Origin of the sequence: Pseudomonas sp. B40(2017) (assembly GCF_002112855.1) — a bacterium.
Taxonomy (GTDB): domain Bacteria; phylum Pseudomonadota; class Gammaproteobacteria; order Pseudomonadales; family Pseudomonadaceae; genus Aquipseudomonas; species Aquipseudomonas pharyngis.
The window spans coordinates 43,923-58,523 of the sequence record NZ_NEIT01000010.1 but is presented as its reverse complement, the minus strand read 5'-3'; the positions used below and the strand labels follow the sequence as shown (position 1 = coordinate 58,523).

Sequence of the window (14,601 nt, the reverse complement as noted above, 5' to 3'; positions counted from 1 at the left end):
GGAGCCGGGTTGATGAACGCCGGTAGCTCACCGGCAACAAGCCGATATTTGTTCAGGCGACAAAACCCAGCAACAGCGTCGCCAGAATCACCGTCGAAGCGCCGCCGATCCGGGTGGAAATCTGCGCAAAGGGCATCAGTGACATCCGGTTCGAGGCCGACAGGATCGCGACGTCGCCGGTGCCGCCCAGACCGCTGTGGCAGCAGGTCACGATGGCCGATTCGATGGGGTACATCTTCATCAGGTTGCCAATGAAAAAACCGGCGACGGTCATCGACACCACGACGCTGAGGCACACCAGCACATAGCCGATCGAAAACACCTTCACCACGCTGTCGAGCGGTACATACAGCATGCCCAGGCCAATCATTACCGGCCAGATGAAAGCGGCGGAAACCAGTTTGTAGAAAGACTGCGCGCCTTTTTCCAGTTTCTCCGGCAACACGCGCACGTATTTGAACAGCACCGCCGCGAGAATCATCATCACCGGCCCCGGAATCCCGACGACCTTTTCCAGCAGGCCACCGAGCACGAAGAACGCACAGATGACCAGCACGCCAGCGCCCATGAGTCGCAGGTCGATGGCGGTGGCGGACTCATCCTTGACCTTGAATTTATCGTTTTCGGCTTTCGCCCGGATCAGCGCCCCTTCACCGTTGATGGCCGGGCGTTTCAGCGCCAGTCGTGCCAGGTAACCGGCGCAGATGATCGCTGCAATGTTGCCGACCACGGCCGCCGGGACCAATTGCGCGACGTAGATGTCCGGCGTGCCGCCGAGGATCGCCGAGTAGGCCAGGGACAGCGGCAGGATGCCTTCGCCGATGCCGCCGCCGATGATCGGCACGATGATGAAAAAGAACGTGTGGTAGACGCTGTAGCCGGCAAGCTTGCCGACAATCAGCCCGCTCGCGACGGCGGCCAGGGTGCCGGCCAGCAAGGGGATGAACATGCGGATCATGCCCTGGACCAGAATGAACCGGCTCATGCCCAGGATGCTGCCGACCACCAGGCTGGCGATCACGAAGTACAGGAAGTTGGCTTCCTTCATCAGCATTTTGGTGGCGTCGATCGTCGGCGCGCCGAAGAAACCGTAGAACACCAGCACCGACGGCAACATCAGGCACAGGATCGCGCCGCCACCGATTTCCCGCAGGATCGGCAGACGCGAGCCCATCTGGCCGAAGAACACGCCCATGGTCATGATCACGGCCAGTCCGCCGATCATGTTCTTCGGCAGAAAGCCGAGGTGGGCCGACAGAAACACGATCACGGCGATGCCGAGGAAGATCGGCAGCGGAATCACGCCGATCTCATAGCTGCGCAGGCGCTGGATGAACCCGCCGGCGCGCGGGCCGTCGACGTTCAGGGATTGCTCAAGGGAGTCGCTCATGACGCATGTCCTCATGTTTGTTTTTATCGAGGATGGACGGGAAACCACGGTGCACCGGGCTCGGGTGGCGAGGCGGTGATTCGATGGTATCCTTCGCAAAATGCGTGATAAACAGCGGAAGCATGCGGCCTATGAACACGAATCGTGACCAATTTCCCTTGCCCGAAGACCTCAAGGTGTTCCTCACCGTCATCCGCAAGAACAGCTTTGCCAGCGCCGCTGACGAGTTGGGCTTCTCACCGGCCTACGTCAGCAAGCGCATCTCGGTGCTGGAAACCACGCTGGCGACCAAGCTGCTGCACCGCACCACCCGGCGCATTGCGCTGACCGACGATGGCGAGCGGGTGCGGATCTGGGCGGAGAAACTGCTGGGGGATTTCGATCAGTTTCTCGGCGAGATTTCCCAGGCCCGGCACCAGCCGGCGGGATCGCTGCACATTTGCAGCAGCTTCGGTTTCGGCCGCAATCATGTGGCGCCGGCGATCAGCCAGTTGTCCCGGGCTTGCCCGAAACTTGATATCCGGCTGGACGTGTTCGACCGGGTGGTCGATCTGGTAGGCGAGGGCTTCGATCTGGAAATCCTCGTCGGCGATGACCTGCCGGGCCAGCATCTGGCGCGCAAACTGGTGAGCAACCGGCGCGTGCTGTGCGCCACGCCGGAATACCTCGAACGCCGAGGCACGCCGCAGTCCCTCGAAGACCTGAAAGACCACGATTGTCTGGTGCTCAAGGAGCGCAACAACGCATTCGGCATCTGGACCCTGAGCAAGGACGGACAGGAAGAAACGGTGCGAGTGAATGGTCCGTTGTCCTCCAACAGTGGCGAGATCGTGCTGGAGTGGGCCTTGAGCGGCGGCGGGATTCTGTTGCGCTCGATGTGGGACGTCAAACCGATGCTCGAGCAGGGCAGGCTGGTGCAGGTGCTGGACGGCTACACCCAGAGCGCCAACGTCTGGGCGGTCTATCCGACCCGGCTCAGCGAGTCGGCGAAATTGCGGGTGTGCGTGGAGTTTCTGGAAGAGTATTTCCGCGATTTGTCCGTGGAATGAAAACGGGTGGTTCAATGAACCGCCCGTTTTTTTGCCATCAACCCAGCCAGGGATTGTCCGCCAGATGCCGCGCTTCAAAAGCGCGGATCTGCTCGGTGCGTTGCAGCGTGGTGCCGATGGCGTCCAGTCCCAGCAGCAACGACTGTTTGCGCAGCTGATCGATCTCGAATCCGATCCGCGTGCCGTCCGCCAGCTCGATCGTCTGCTGCGCCAGGTTGACGCTGATCCGCGCGGTCGCCGGGACGCTGATCGCCTCGGCCACACGCTTGAACTGCACGTCGTCCAGCTGAATCGCCAACACGCCATTACGCTGGCAGTTGTCGTAGAAAATCCCGGCAAACGTGGTGCCGATCAAGGCCCGGATCCCCACTTGCTTCAAGCCCCACACCGCGTGTTCGCGGCTGGAACCGCAACCGAAGTTGGGGCCGGTCACCAGAAACACCGCGTCCTGCCAGGCCGGCTGGTTCAGCACGAATTCCGGGTTGGGTTCGCCGGAGGCGAGAAAGCGCAGATCGAAGAACAGCCCGCGATCCAGCCCCTGACGATCGATGCCCTTGAGAAACTGCTTGGGCATGATCACGTCGGTGTCGATGTTGGAACCAAGAAACGGCGCGGCGCTGCCGCTGACGGTGTCGAAAGGTTGCATGGTTCAAGCCTCCAGCGCGACGTTGCGCACGTCAGTCAAATGGCCGGTGATGGCGGCGGCGGCGACCATCGCCGGGCTCATCAGGTGGGTGCGTGCACCGGCGCCCTGACGGCCTTCGAAGTTGCGATTGGTGCTCGACGCACAGCGATCCCCCGGCGCGAGCACGTCGTCGTTCATCGCCAGGCACATCGAGCAGCCTGATTGCCGCCATTCGAAACCGGCGTCGAGAAAAATCTGCGCCAGGCCTTCGTCCTCGGCCTGATTGCGCACCAGGGTCGAGCCGGGAACGATCATCGCCCGCACGTGGGCCGCCACACGCTTGCCGCGCACCACCCGGGCGACGTCACGCAAATCTTCGATCCGCGCATTGGTGCAGGAGCCGATGAAGGCATGGCTGATCGTCACTTCGTTCAATGGCATGCCGGGTGTCAGGCCCATGTAGTCGAGGGCGCGCTGCAGGCCCTGACGCAAGATCGGATCGGGCTGGGTGGCCGGGTCCGGCACGCGCCCTTTGATCGGCGCGGCCTGATCGGGGCTGGTGCCCCAGGTCACCATCGGCTCCAGCGCGGCGACATCGAGGATGACTTCGCGATCAAACACCGCGCCCTCGTCGCTGTGCAGGGTTTTCCAGCGCTCGACGGCCTGCTCCCAGAGCTTGCCCTTGGGCGCGCGCGGCTTGTTTTGCAGGTAGGCGAACACCTTGTCGTCCGGCGCCATGAACGCACCACGGGCACCGGCCTCGACGGCCATGTTGCAGATGGTCATGCGCGCTTCGACGCTGAGGGCGCTGATGGCCGGGCCGGTGAACTCGATGGCGTAACCGGTGGCGCCGGACGCACCGATCTTCTCGATCAGCGCCATGATGATGTCCTTGGACGTGACACCTGCGCCCAGCTCACCGTTGACCGTCACCCGCAGGGTTTTCAGGCGTTTGTAGACCAAGGTCTGCGTCGCCAGCAGGTGTTCGATTTCCGAAGTGCCGATGCCGAAACCGAAGGCGCCCAGTGCGCCGTAAGTGGTGGTGTGGCTGTCACCGGCCGCGACCACCATGCCCGGCAGAATGAAACCCTGTTCCGGCGCCACGACGTGTTCGATGCCCTGGCGCTTGTCCAGCACATCGAACAGCTCGATGCCGAAATCGCGGCAGTTTTCTTCGAAGTACGACACCTGCCGGGCGCCCCCGGCGTCGGGCATGGTCGCGATGCGTTTCGGTGCGGTGGGGTTCACATGATCGACCACCGCCAGCGTCGCCCCGGGCCGCCACACCGTGCGCCCGGCCTCGCGCAGGCCGCTGAAGGCTTGCGGGCTGGTGTATTCGTTGGCGACCTGGCGGTCGATGTAAAGCAGCACGTGGCCCTGATCGTCGAGGGTGCAGACGGTGTGACTGTCGATGTGCTTCTGGTACAGCGTTCTCGGGCTGGGCATGGCTTGCGCTCTTTTCTGTCCGGGCAAAAACAACATAACGCCAGCATATTGATCGCGGAAACGGCATCAAGAGTGCTTCAGTGAAGCCGTTGAACACGGATTGTGAGCAATTGCCGCAAGCCTACGCCCGTGTCTCCTCCGGCAACCTGGCAATCACCTTGATCTCGAACTGAAACCCGTACAGCCACGTCACGCCGACCGCCGTAATGGTCGGATGCGGCGCCTCGCCCCAGAACTCGGGCACCACTTCCCAGATGGTTTCGAAAGTTGATTGCGGATCGACCATGAACACCGTCACGTCCACCACGTCGTCGAAGCTGCCACCGGCCGCACCGAGGATCGCATTGAGGTTGGTGAAGGCCAGTCGCACCTGTTGTTTCAGATCCGGCTCCGGCGAGCCGTCCTCAAGGCTGCCGACCTGGCCTGAGACAAACAGAAAACCGTTGGAACGAACCGCCGGGGAATAACGGTTGCGCTCGTAAAGCGCATGGCGTCCGGGCGGGAAAACCACGTCGCGTTTTGGCTGGGCGTTAGTCATGGGGAGTCTCCTTCAATGGGTTGAAAACCTGCGATGGAGAAACTTTAGGGACTTGCCTCGGCGCGATAAACGCGCAACCTTGGCGATCACTGTTTGCAAATTCCAAACAATCGAGTCGCTATCAGAGGTGGGATATGGACCGTTTTGACGCGATGCAAGCCTTCGCCAGGGTGGTGGAGGCGGGCAGTTTCACCAAGGCCGCCGAAACCCTGCACATGAGCAAGACCACAGTGACCCAGCTCATTCAGCAACTGGAGGCGCGCCTGCGGGTCAAGTTGCTCAACCGCACCACGCGCAAGGTCAACGCCACGGCGGACGGCGTGGCCTATTACGAGCGGGTGGTCAAGTTGCTGGCGGACATGGACGACGCCGAAACCAGCCTGCCTGGCGCGGCGGCGCAGCCCAAGGGGCGCTTGCGGGTCGACGTACCCAGCCCCTTGGCCAATCTGATTCTGGTGCCGGCGCTGCCCGAGTTTTACGCGCGTTACCCGGAGATCCAGATCGACATGGGCGTCAGCGACCGGATCGTCGACATCATCGATGAAAACGTCGATTGCGTTATCCGTGGCGGCGAGCTGCGGGATCAGTCGCTGATGGCGCGGAAGGTGGCGGATCTTCAACTTGGCGTGTACGCCGCGCCGAGTTATCTGGCCCGCTCCGGCACCCCGATGCATCCCCGTGAACTGGAAGACAGCCATCATCGGGTGGTCGGTTTCCTGTGGGCGCGTACCGGCAAACCGGTGCCGTACGCCCTGCACAACGAACACGAAGATTTGCAGATCAAGGGGCGCCACGTCCTGGCGGTCGATGATGGCAACGCCTATCTGTCGGCGGGCCTCGCAGGGCTGGGCGTGCTGTGGTTGCCCACGTACATGTCGAAAGCACACGAGGCGAGCGGTGATCTGGTGCCGCTGTTTGAAGACTGGCGCCTCGATCCGATGCCGCTGTATGTCGCGTACCCGCCAAACCGCCACATCAGCCGCAAGTTGCGGGTGTTCATCGACTGGATCGCCGAAGTGATGGCCCGTCACGCACCGGTCATGGATCGCTCAGGTTCGCCAGCAGAAGGTCAGGCTCATCGTTCAACAACAGGGTGAGCGGAATGGCGTTACCCAGAGGTAGCGCGCCTGCGTACCGCCACGCATTTGATTTCCACCAGCAGCCCCGGATGGGCCAGTTCGCTGACGCCGATGCAGGTCCACGCGCAGAAGCCTTTGGGGAATACGCGGTTTTTCACTTCGCGAAACACCGGCATGTGTTGGCTCATGTCGACGTGATAGGTGGTCATCTCCACCACATCGTTGAAGGTGCAGCCACCGGCCTTCAGCACTTCGTCGAGGTTTTCCCAGGCGCGGATGAATTGCTGCTCGGGGTCTTCGATGACTTGCAAATCAGCGGTGCGGCCCACCTGACCAGCGCAATAAAGCGTATCGCCGACCAGAACCGCCGGGGCGTATCCGGCGCGTTCGACGATGGGTTTCATGGATTCGGGGATGATGATTTTGCGATCTGGCATGGTGTTTTCCTTCAATGACGGATTTCAGCGACCGTGCGCGGCCGCTGCCAACTGCTCGGTATCCACCCGCACGAATACCGAATCACCCACCGCCGTCAGCACATCCCCGGCGTAGACCTCGCAGATCACCCGGGTCTTGCGCCCGACGTCACCTTCGACTTTTGCCTTCAATGTCAGCGGCACGCCCATTGGCGTTGGTTTGATGAACTTGATGCCCAGGTTGCCGGTGACGCAGTTGATGCGCGGCAGGCTTTCGGGGTCGCGCCCTTCAGCGCGGTAGTGATAAGCCATTGCGGTCCAGTTGGAGTGGCAGTCGACCAGCATGGCGATCAACCCACCGTAGACCAGCTCCGGCCAGCCGCTGTACTTGGCCTCGGGCACGTGCTCGGCCATGACGTGTACGCCGTCTTCGTGCCAGAAGCTTTTGATGTGCAGCCCGTGGGGGTTGCGGCTGCCGCAGCCGAAGCAGACGCCCTCGGGGGCGGCGGTGTCTTGCAGGGAAATGTCGGGGGTGGCCATGCCGGGATCATCCTTAAACTGTAAGCCGAACCCCGCGGATTCTAACCCCGAATGCTCAACGTGAGGATTGCTCCTTTTGCGTGGGCCGTTGTGGATCGGTCAGCAGTTTTTTGCGAGTCGTCGAGTGGTTCGGCAATTGCTCACTGATGTCCCAGATTTCCAGCATTTTCGCGTATTCAAAGGCGTGGCGCGGGCTTTGCTGAATCCACTGCTCAAACGCCTGGCGTTCGTCAGGTGTGCAATCGTCCTCCTGCAGGCGCAGGCACCAGTGCGCTGCCTGGTTCAGGATTTCTTCGTCTGCGTCGGTCATTGACGGTTTCCACGATGGCTGGGGAGGGCATTTTACGTTGCCGCTTGCAAAAAAAACGTCAAAGCACCTTGAGTATTTAAACGGTTAGTGAACGTTCAACGGACAAAAAACGCTGCCGATGGACAGATCGCGCCGTGATTTCCGGGCTTCGTCGCTTTGTCATATTCCCTCACATTTCAATGCAGATAGTGGGCAGCCCAACCTGTTTCCAGTGAGGCTGCCCCGTGTTTCAACGTCTTGTTTGTTCGCTGTCCGTGCTGAGTCTGTCCATTGCTGCCGCCCAGGCGGCTGACCTCGATACCCCGCGCCTGGCAGGCATCGACAACTTCCGGGATATCGCCGGCACCACCACCGCCTATTCCACGGCCCATGACGGCACAATGCGCGCCGGTGTGTTCTACCGCTCCAATGCCCTGACGCCGACGGCGGCGGACCTGGCGACCCTCAACGGTCTGGGGATCAAGTCGGTGTACGACCTGCGCACGCCCAGCGAAATTGCCAGCACGCCGGACACGATGCCAAGCGGTGCGACCTACCAGAATATCGACATCATCGGCAGCACCACCTCCGGCGCGAACATCACCACCGTGTCGTTCAAAAGCGCGGCCGATGCGATTGCGATGATGCAGGAAACCAACCGCGCGTTTGTCAGCGATGCCGGCATGCGTGGTCAGTTCAACGTACTGTTCAACGAGCTGGCCGGTGTCGACGGCGCCGCGCTGTTCCATTGCACCGCCGGCAAGGACCGCACCGGCTGGACCGCTGCCGTTCTGTTGAGCATCGCCGGCGTGGATAACGCCACGATCATGAGCAATTACCTGGCGACCAACGACTACACCGCCGAACGGGTCGCCAAGACCCTGGCGATGATGCCGCCGAGCATGGCCGCGATCTACGCGCCGCTGCTGGGCGTCGAAGCCAGTTACCTGCAAGCGGGTCTGGATCAGGTCACCGCGCAATACGGCAGCATGGACAACTACCTCAAGCAGGGGCTGGGTCTGTCCCAGGAAACCATTTATGTACTGCGCGGCAAAATGGTCGAGTACAACAGCCTGCCCGGCCAGGCAGGGCTGATCGGCAACGCCGCGGCCGGTGCGCAACTGTTGCAGGAGTTACAGAACAGCAGCCTGTCGGGCACCTACAGCGCTTACAACTACTACCTGCAATCGGCCATCGACGCCGGCACCCTCGGCGGTGTCGAGTCCACGGTCGGCGGCCAGGTGCACGCCGATGCGGCCAGTTACCTGCTGCGTCAGAACGCAATGATCGAGCAAGCCGCCGCGCCGTTCTCCAGCGGCACCGACCTCAAGGTCGGCCAGTACCGGTTGTGGAGCACCGCGCTCGCCGGTTATCTGGGCACCGACGGTTCGGCCCATGCGCAAAGCAGCAATGAACACAGCCAGGGCCTGATGGTCGGCGTCACCCAGCGCTTCTCCGAACAACTCAGTGCGCGCGGCGGCATCGGTTACAGCAAGGGTTCGGTGGGTGGCGCAGGCGGAGAGGCCGATACCGATTTCACGTTCTTCAACCTTGGCGCCCGTTATGGTTTCACCAGCCTGGAACGAGGCCTGTTTGTCGACGCCAACATCAGCGCCGGTTATATCGACTACGACAGCAAACGCGATCTCGGCGGCGGCCTCGGTTCGGCGAAGGGCGACACTCACGGCAATCTCAGCGGCGCCACATTGGCGCTGGGGTATCGCATGCCGCTGAACACTGTGATTCTGGAGCCAAGCCTTGGCGTGCGCGTCAGTCGTCTGGACCTGTCAGGCTTCCAGGAGAAGGGCAGCGAACTGGCCCTCAATGTCGATGACATTCAGGAAACCCGCCGCAGTGCGGTGGCCAATCTCGACGTCTCGTTTGCCCCGATGCCCATGGGCGCGTGGCAACTGGTGCCAGGCGTTCGGATTGGTTACGAGCGTGTGCTGGGTGATCATCAGGTCGACAGCGAAGGGCATCTACTGGGGCTGGATATCGAGCAGCGCGCGGCGTTCGACAACCGCGATCAGTTCAGCGGGGGCGTCAACCTGATGGCCAATCTCGGTGCTTTGAGCCTGGGCGCTGAAGTCGGTGCCAGCGGTGGGGGCGACAGCCACGGTTTCAGTGGCGCGCTCAAGGCCAGTTATCAGTTCTAAAAACTGTGGGGGCGAGCCTGCTCGCTCCCACAATGGTCTGCTGTGCTAACGCAGTCCCTTTCGCACATCAGCCGGGCTCACGCCGTAGGCATTCTGGAAATACTGGCTGAATCGGCCGACATTGCTGAAGCCCAATCGCAGCGCCACCTCGGTCACCGAGGGCGAAACGCCCTGACGCAACGTTTCGTAAGCGCGCTCCAGCCGCACCTGTCGCTGATACCCGACAATCGACGTCCCGGCAAATCGCCGAAAACCCTCTTGCAGCGCGCGCAGGCTGACGTTGGCCAGCCGCGCCAGATCAGTGCCACTTACCGGAATCTCGGGATGCGCCTGAATGTAATCGATCGCCTGCCGCACATGCCTCGGCGCAATCAACGCCTCTGGACCGCGCAAGGCCTGGCTGAAGTTGTGCGGCCAGGCCTCCAATACCGCGTCCACCAGCATCTCCCGCAGCCGTGAGGGCATCAGCGAACCGGCGTTCAGCAGCAGATCGAACTCGGTGCCGGTGGCCAGATCAATCAGCGCACGAATGCCCTGAAACGCCGGGCTGTTCAGATCCACCCTCGGCTCGAAATGCAGCTTGTGCACGATCGGTTTGCCCAACAGGGTCGACAGCCGTTCGGTGAGCGCCGCACGGCTGATCGACATGCCGTGCTGGGCATGATTGTCGATAAAACGCGTCGAACGCAGGTCAGCCTTGTCGATGGCCAGCCCCACATCGCACAGCCCGACAGATTCATGGTTGAACACGATCTTGCCGGCGGTGGGAATGACGAAGGTGATTTCATCGAACGGCTCGGGGAAGGCGACGGTGAAATCGCCCCGGTAATGCATGCGCCGGAAACTCACGCCTTCGTACCGCCCGTAAACGCCGCCAATGATGATGTCTTTGGGCGGCGGTGGTGTGTCGCCATAACGGTTGCCGAACATTCGTGAGAACAGGGCGCCGAAGTCGTCACTGGCCATGTTGTCGGATCGCAGGATGAGGGTTTGGCGTGTCGGGCTTGAGTACACCGGGAGGTTCACCTTGGTGGTCGGGGCATAGGGGCGCGAGGACGTTACCAAGGGAGAATGACGCTGATGTGACAACGCTCGATGCTGTGCGTGACGCCATGCACAGCATCGAGTGAAGTCATTTCAGGTGTGATGAATGTCCCGATCCTTGGTCTCCGGCATGAAGAAGATCCCGAGAATCGCCGTCATCACCGCAATCACGATCGGGTACCACAAGCCGTAGTAGATATCCCCGGTGGCCGCAACCATCGCAAACGCCACGGTCGGCAGGAACCCGCCGAACCAGCCGTTACCGATGTGGTACGGCAGCGACATCGAGGTGTAGCGGATGCGCGCCGGGAACAGCTCGACCAGCCACGCCGCAATCGGGCCGTAAACCATGGTCACGTAGATTACGAGGATGGTCAGCAGCAGCAAGACCATCGGGTAATTGGTCTTCGCCGGGTCGGCTTTTTCCGGGTAACCGGCTTCTTTCAACGCCGTGCCGAGGCTGGCGGTGAACGCGTCGTTACGGGTCTTGAAGTCAGCGGCCGGCAGGGGTGTGCCTTCGAAGCTTTCGATGACCTTGTCGCCGATGCGCACCTGAGCCACGGTGCCCGGTTCCGCCACCACGTTTTCGTACGGGATCGCCCGTTTGGCCAAGATGGTTTTCGCCAGATCGCACGAGCTGGTGAATTTGGCCTTGCCCACCGGATCGAACTGGAACGAGCACTGCTCGGGGTTGGCGATCACTTTGACCGGGTTCTTCTCCTGGGCCACGAATACGTCGGGATTCCCGTATTGGGTCAGCGCGTGGAAGATCGGGAAGTAGGTCACCGCCGCCAGAATGCACCCGGCCATGATGATGCCCTTGCGCCCGATGCGGTCGGACAGGCTGCCGAAGATCACGAAGAACGGCGTACCGATCAGCAGCGAACCGGCGATCAGCAGGTTCGCGGTCTGCGGGTCGATCTTCAGGGTTTGCAGCAGGAAAAACAGCGCGTAGAACTGCCCGGTGTACCAGACCACCGCTTGCCCGGCGGTGCCGCCGAGCAGGGCCATGATCACGATTTTCAGGTTGTCCCAACGGGCGAAGGACTCGGTCAGCGGCGCTTTCGACGACTTGCCTTCTTCCTTCATTTTCTTGAACACCGGCGACTCGTTCAGTTGCAGCCGGATGTACACCGAGACCGCCAGCAGCAGGATCGACAGCAGGAACGGAATCCGCCAGCCCCAGGCCTCGAACGCTTCGGTGCCCAGCGCGGTGCGGCAGGCGAGGATCACCAGCAACGACATAAACAGGCCCAGGGTCGCGGTGGTCTGAATCCAGGAAGTGAAATAACCGCGTTTGCCCTTCGGCGCATGCTCGGCCACATACGTCGCCGCACCGCCGTACTCACCGCCCAGCGCCAGGCCTTGCAGCAAGCGCAGGGTAATCAGAATGATCGGCGCCGCGACCCCGATGGTCGCGTAACCGGGCAGGAACCCCACAATCGCCGTCGACACACCCATGATCACAATGGTGATCAGAAACGTGTGCTTGCGCCCGATCATGTCGCCCAGCCGCCCGAACACAATCGCCCCGAACGGCCGCACCGCAAAACCGGCGGCGAAGGCGAGCAGGGCGAAGATGAACGCCGTGGTCTCGTTCACCCCGGCAAAGAAGTGCTTGGCGATGATCGCCGCCAGGGAGCCGTAGAGGTAAAAGTCGTACCACTCGAACACCGTGCCGAGCGACGACGCAAAGATGACCTTGCGCTCCTCCCGGCTGACGCTGTGGTGCGGGGCACTGCCTGTGGACATGCTGTCGAGTACTGCCATGGGTGTTCTCCGTCGTGCTTGTTTTTGTAGGCCGGAGCACTTCATCAACGTCGCGTACCCAAGGCCTGTGGCGGATGCCGGTTCAGGTATTTCGTGGAGCGTGCACAGAATCACCGCCCCGCGCGGGAGGGCGGGGTTTCATTGAGCATAATTGGGATTGGGGGGATATCCAGTTGGGGAGATTTGACAACGATACATTCGCGGCGGGAATCCACCTGCGCATCGTCTACCGGGAGTTTTTTCATTAAAGAATTGCCGCTTCTACCTCTGGTGCAGTTGCCCAACGACAAGGAGTAGCAGACTGGGCCTTCCCTAGCCCTAGCGCGTCTTCCCAGACCGTTTACTGAGTCACCGCTGCGGATATGCGTTTCGCCTAATTCTTGGTTGGAATTTGATTTATTTCTATTAATTATTAAAACCTGTCATTTATGACAGGTGGCAATGTTGGTGGCTTTATGTAGGCTGTGATTGGGTAGTGGGATGTTTTTAATATTTATGGCTGTCTGGTGAAAGAAGGAGATTTATTATGGTGGATTTAACTAAGGATTTTGTAGTTGGGACTCGTCATAAGATTACGCTTCTCAGTGGACAGGTTGTTGAGGGTCTAATTGAAAGCGTGACACGTGAGGGAGTTGTTATTAATGATCTCTCGGATGGGAAGCCAAAAGATGTTTTGCGGGAAAATATTACTGATGCGACTGCGATTACGATACAAGGAAAGGGGTTCTTGGGGGATAAGCCTTCACCGAATATAGAAGTCGGGTCTGGGTCCGGAGGTGCGAGTGGAGGACATGGGATTGGAAGTGGCCGCCAAACTCAGTGGCATGGTTACGGTTGTAAGTGTGGCTGCGGCGGCTTTGGTACTTATGCTTATGGTGATCCAGTCTATTAATGATGTTGATGTTTGTTGAGGTGCTGGACCTGTACGCTCTTTAACTCTGGGGTGTAATCGAAGGGGGACAGATTTATTTAATCGTCCCTTGGGAAATAAATCTGCTCCCTTTGGTTGGTTCCTTTGATTGTCCGTCCTTTTAATTATCTTTTTAATTTCGTTTCTCTGGTCCGCCCTCGTATGCAACACAGGTGATCCTATGAATCAATCTGTCGCGAGTGTAGTTGTAGCGTCGATTGTCGCTCTATGCGCACCTGCGCTGGTGCAAGCAGCTCCAAGCATTTGCGATGGAGTTGTCGTCGTTCTGATGACTCCCGATGTAGCCAGAGGGTCGCCCATTGAAGTCGAGGTGACAGTACGCAGCGATTTGCTGGGGAGTGTTAGTGGTGTGGTGCAATTCACTGGTTTTCAAGGGCCGGGTTCAATACTCACGTCGGCTAACCAGACGTTTTCGGCAGCAAAGACCTCAGTAACGGTCAATACGAAACCCACGACGATCGCTAACAACTACAAGGGCACGCTGCTAGGCGTTGTGAACGGTTTTCAATGTGAAAAAAGGGTGGAAGGAGCGTTGGACTTGTACGCTCCCTGAAACGATATGAAAAAACAGAAAAAGTGACGCAGGATTGCCCGCGTCACATTTTTGATTACTCCGTCGGCACGACGTTATCCAGCACCTGATTCACCGCCAGTTCCGCCAGCATCACGATCTGTGCGATGCCTTGTGCGGTTTTGCGGTGGGGGCCTTCGAGGGCGTCGACGAGGTTGTTGAGCATGACGTTGGCCGAGCCGAGAGTTTCGACGGCGTCGGCGAGCAGGGATTCGGTGTTGCTGGCCGGGTTGGCCTGGTAGAGGCGGTTGGGGACGTAGGGCGCGGCCATGATGTAGGGGGCGGGCGGGCCGAGGTAGTAGTTGAGGGCGCGTTCGGCGGCTTCGTTGAATTTTTTGGAGTCAGGGCATTCGTAGGGGGATGTTGGATTGGTGATGCTGGCCGGTTCGGTGACCGGGGGATTTGGCGTTATTTTGAACATGGGATGTCATCCTTCTATAAGGCCGCATCCATTTCGCTGCTAAACGAAGGGGGTGGCGGCTGTGTGCGAGTTAGCAGACCGGTAGACATCCCCAAAACCCGGCGCACCCGAAGGTGCCAAGCACACAGCCACCATCAAGTGCAGGCGACCGCCTGACTGATGAGACTCGTACAACCGGGGAATATCTGCCGGGCTGCTAAACCCGATCACTGCAAATCAGTGACCCGATCCAAGTTACCGGCCGACCCCAAGGCGCACAAGCCGGCGGATTCTGGCGTAGCGGTAGGCTCTGGCGCAAGGATTTGTAGGCATCCGGAAGCATTCCGACATGTCTTT

Annotated in this window: 15 protein-coding genes; 5 read left to right on the top strand and 10 right to left on the bottom strand. The window is 60.3% G+C overall.

Features of this window, described 5'->3' with window-relative positions:
* Nucleotides 1-52: 52 nt before the first annotated feature.
* On the bottom strand, nucleotides 53-1,390 hold the full coding sequence (locus CAF76_RS25920; protein ID WP_085649094.1) for a 2-hydroxycarboxylate transporter family protein: 1,338 nt from the start codon (nucleotides 1,388-1,390) through the stop codon (nucleotides 53-55).
* A gap of 131 nt (nucleotides 1,391-1,521) precedes the next feature.
* On the opposite strand from CAF76_RS25920, the gene CAF76_RS25915 reads away from it, so the two are divergent.
* Nucleotides 1,522-2,439 carry a LysR substrate-binding domain-containing protein gene (locus tag CAF76_RS25915; RefSeq protein ID WP_039773187.1) on the top strand — a complete coding sequence of 306 codons (918 nt, stop codon included), beginning with the start codon at nucleotides 1,522-1,524 and terminating at the stop codon, nucleotides 2,437-2,439.
* Between the two features lie 37 nt (nucleotides 2,440-2,476).
* Here the strand turns inward: CAF76_RS25915 and leuD are convergent, their stop codons facing one another.
* The 3 genes from leuD to CAF76_RS25900 form a co-directional block, all read right to left on the bottom strand.
* A complete protein-coding gene (leuD, locus tag CAF76_RS25910; protein WP_085649093.1) occupies nucleotides 2,477-3,085 on the bottom strand; it encodes a 3-isopropylmalate dehydratase small subunit in 609 nt (202 codons plus the stop codon).
* A 3-nt stretch (nucleotides 3,086-3,088) separates the two neighbouring features.
* Nucleotides 3,089-4,510, bottom strand: a complete 1,422-nt coding sequence (gene leuC / locus CAF76_RS25905; RefSeq protein ID WP_085649092.1) for a 3-isopropylmalate dehydratase large subunit — start codon at nucleotides 4,508-4,510, stop codon at nucleotides 3,089-3,091.
* Between the two features lie 121 nt (nucleotides 4,511-4,631).
* Nucleotides 4,632-5,048 carry a RidA family protein gene (locus CAF76_RS25900; RefSeq protein WP_085649091.1) on the bottom strand — a complete coding sequence of 139 codons (417 nt, stop codon included), beginning with the start codon at nucleotides 5,046-5,048 and terminating at the stop codon, nucleotides 4,632-4,634.
* A gap of 134 nt (nucleotides 5,049-5,182) precedes the next feature.
* On the opposite strand from CAF76_RS25900, the gene CAF76_RS25895 reads away from it, so the two are divergent.
* Nucleotides 5,183-6,145, top strand: coding sequence for a LysR family transcriptional regulator (locus tag CAF76_RS25895; RefSeq protein ID WP_085649090.1), 963 nt, complete (start codon nucleotides 5,183-5,185; stop codon nucleotides 6,143-6,145).
* Nucleotides 6,146-6,156: 11 nt separating this feature from the next.
* Here the strand turns inward: CAF76_RS25895 and CAF76_RS25890 are convergent, their stop codons facing one another.
* The 3 genes from CAF76_RS25890 to CAF76_RS25880 are packed head-to-tail and all read right to left on the bottom strand — an operon-like array spanning nucleotide 6,157 to nucleotide 7,393.
* A complete protein-coding gene (locus CAF76_RS25890; protein ID WP_085649089.1) occupies nucleotides 6,157-6,564 on the bottom strand; it encodes a RidA family protein in 408 nt (135 codons plus the stop codon).
* A 24-nt stretch (nucleotides 6,565-6,588) separates the two neighbouring features.
* Nucleotides 6,589-7,083 carry a PaaI family thioesterase gene (locus CAF76_RS25885; protein ID WP_085649088.1) on the bottom strand — a complete coding sequence of 165 codons (495 nt, stop codon included), beginning with the start codon at nucleotides 7,081-7,083 and terminating at the stop codon, nucleotides 6,589-6,591.
* Between the two features lie 55 nt (nucleotides 7,084-7,138).
* A complete protein-coding gene (locus CAF76_RS25880; protein ID WP_085611857.1) occupies nucleotides 7,139-7,393 on the bottom strand; it encodes a DUF4880 domain-containing protein in 255 nt (84 codons plus the stop codon).
* A gap of 224 nt (nucleotides 7,394-7,617) precedes the next feature.
* Between CAF76_RS25880 and CAF76_RS25875 the strand changes: the two genes are divergently transcribed.
* Nucleotides 7,618-9,528 carry a tyrosine-protein phosphatase gene (locus tag CAF76_RS25875; RefSeq protein WP_085649087.1) on the top strand — a complete coding sequence of 637 codons (1,911 nt, stop codon included), beginning with the start codon at nucleotides 7,618-7,620 and terminating at the stop codon, nucleotides 9,526-9,528.
* Between the two features lie 45 nt (nucleotides 9,529-9,573).
* Here CAF76_RS25875 and CAF76_RS25870 read toward each other — a convergent pair whose 3' ends face one another.
* Both CAF76_RS25870 and CAF76_RS25865 read right to left on the bottom strand, forming a co-directional pair.
* Nucleotides 9,574-10,494 (bottom strand): AraC family transcriptional regulator, encoded by a 921-nt coding sequence (locus CAF76_RS25870; protein WP_371857939.1) that lies wholly within the window; start codon nucleotides 10,492-10,494, stop codon nucleotides 9,574-9,576.
* A gap of 171 nt (nucleotides 10,495-10,665) precedes the next feature.
* Complete coding sequence (locus CAF76_RS25865) at nucleotides 10,666-12,342, bottom strand: MFS transporter (protein ID WP_085649085.1); 1,677 nt, start codon at nucleotides 12,340-12,342, stop codon at nucleotides 10,666-10,668.
* A gap of 526 nt (nucleotides 12,343-12,868) precedes the next feature.
* On the opposite strand from CAF76_RS25865, the gene CAF76_RS28605 reads away from it, so the two are divergent.
* Together CAF76_RS28605 and CAF76_RS25860 are read left to right on the top strand one after the other, a co-directional pair.
* Complete coding sequence (locus CAF76_RS28605; protein WP_143491853.1) at nucleotides 12,869-13,234, top strand: hypothetical protein; 366 nt, start codon at nucleotides 12,869-12,871, stop codon at nucleotides 13,232-13,234.
* Between the two features lie 199 nt (nucleotides 13,235-13,433).
* On the top strand, nucleotides 13,434-13,826 hold the full coding sequence (locus CAF76_RS25860) for a hypothetical protein (RefSeq protein WP_143491852.1): 393 nt from the start codon (nucleotides 13,434-13,436) through the stop codon (nucleotides 13,824-13,826).
* A 55-nt stretch (nucleotides 13,827-13,881) separates the two neighbouring features.
* Here CAF76_RS25860 and CAF76_RS25855 read toward each other — a convergent pair whose 3' ends face one another.
* Nucleotides 13,882-14,265, bottom strand: a complete 384-nt coding sequence (locus tag CAF76_RS25855; RefSeq protein WP_085611853.1) for a DUF6124 family protein — start codon at nucleotides 14,263-14,265, stop codon at nucleotides 13,882-13,884.
* Nucleotides 14,266-14,601: the final 336 nt, after the last annotated feature.

Coding starts and splice junctions, on each gene's coding strand:
- CAF76_RS25920 (WP_085649094.1), bottom strand. CDS start 1,390: ATGAGCGACTCCCTTGAGCAATCCCTGAACGTCGACGGCCCGCGCGCC.
- CAF76_RS25915 (WP_039773187.1), top strand. CDS start 1,522: ATGAACACGAATCGTGACCAATTTCCCTTGCCCGAAGACCTCAAGGTG.
- leuD (WP_085649093.1), bottom strand. CDS start 3,085: ATGCAACCTTTCGACACCGTCAGCGGCAGCGCCGCGCCGTTTCTTGGT.
- leuC (WP_085649092.1), bottom strand. CDS start 4,510: ATGCCCAGCCCGAGAACGCTGTACCAGAAGCACATCGACAGTCACACC.
- CAF76_RS25900 (WP_085649091.1), bottom strand. CDS start 5,048: ATGACTAACGCCCAGCCAAAACGCGACGTGGTTTTCCCGCCCGGACGC.
- CAF76_RS25895 (WP_085649090.1), top strand. CDS start 5,183: ATGGACCGTTTTGACGCGATGCAAGCCTTCGCCAGGGTGGTGGAGGCG.
- CAF76_RS25890 (WP_085649089.1), bottom strand. CDS start 6,564: ATGCCAGATCGCAAAATCATCATCCCCGAATCCATGAAACCCATCGTC.
- CAF76_RS25885 (WP_085649088.1), bottom strand. CDS start 7,083: ATGGCCACCCCCGACATTTCCCTGCAAGACACCGCCGCCCCCGAGGGC.
- CAF76_RS25880 (WP_085611857.1), bottom strand. CDS start 7,393: ATGACCGACGCAGACGAAGAAATCCTGAACCAGGCAGCGCACTGGTGC.
- CAF76_RS25870 (WP_371857939.1), bottom strand. CDS start 10,494: ATGGCCAGTGACGACTTCGGCGCCCTGTTCTCACGAATGTTCGGCAAC.
- CAF76_RS25865 (WP_085649085.1), bottom strand. CDS start 12,342: ATGGCAGTACTCGACAGCATGTCCACAGGCAGTGCCCCGCACCACAGC.
- CAF76_RS28605 (WP_143491853.1), top strand. CDS start 12,869: ATGGTGGATTTAACTAAGGATTTTGTAGTTGGGACTCGTCATAAGATT.
- CAF76_RS25860 (WP_143491852.1), top strand. CDS start 13,434: ATGAATCAATCTGTCGCGAGTGTAGTTGTAGCGTCGATTGTCGCTCTA.
- CAF76_RS25855 (WP_085611853.1), bottom strand. CDS start 14,265: ATGTTCAAAATAACGCCAAATCCCCCGGTCACCGAACCGGCCAGCATC.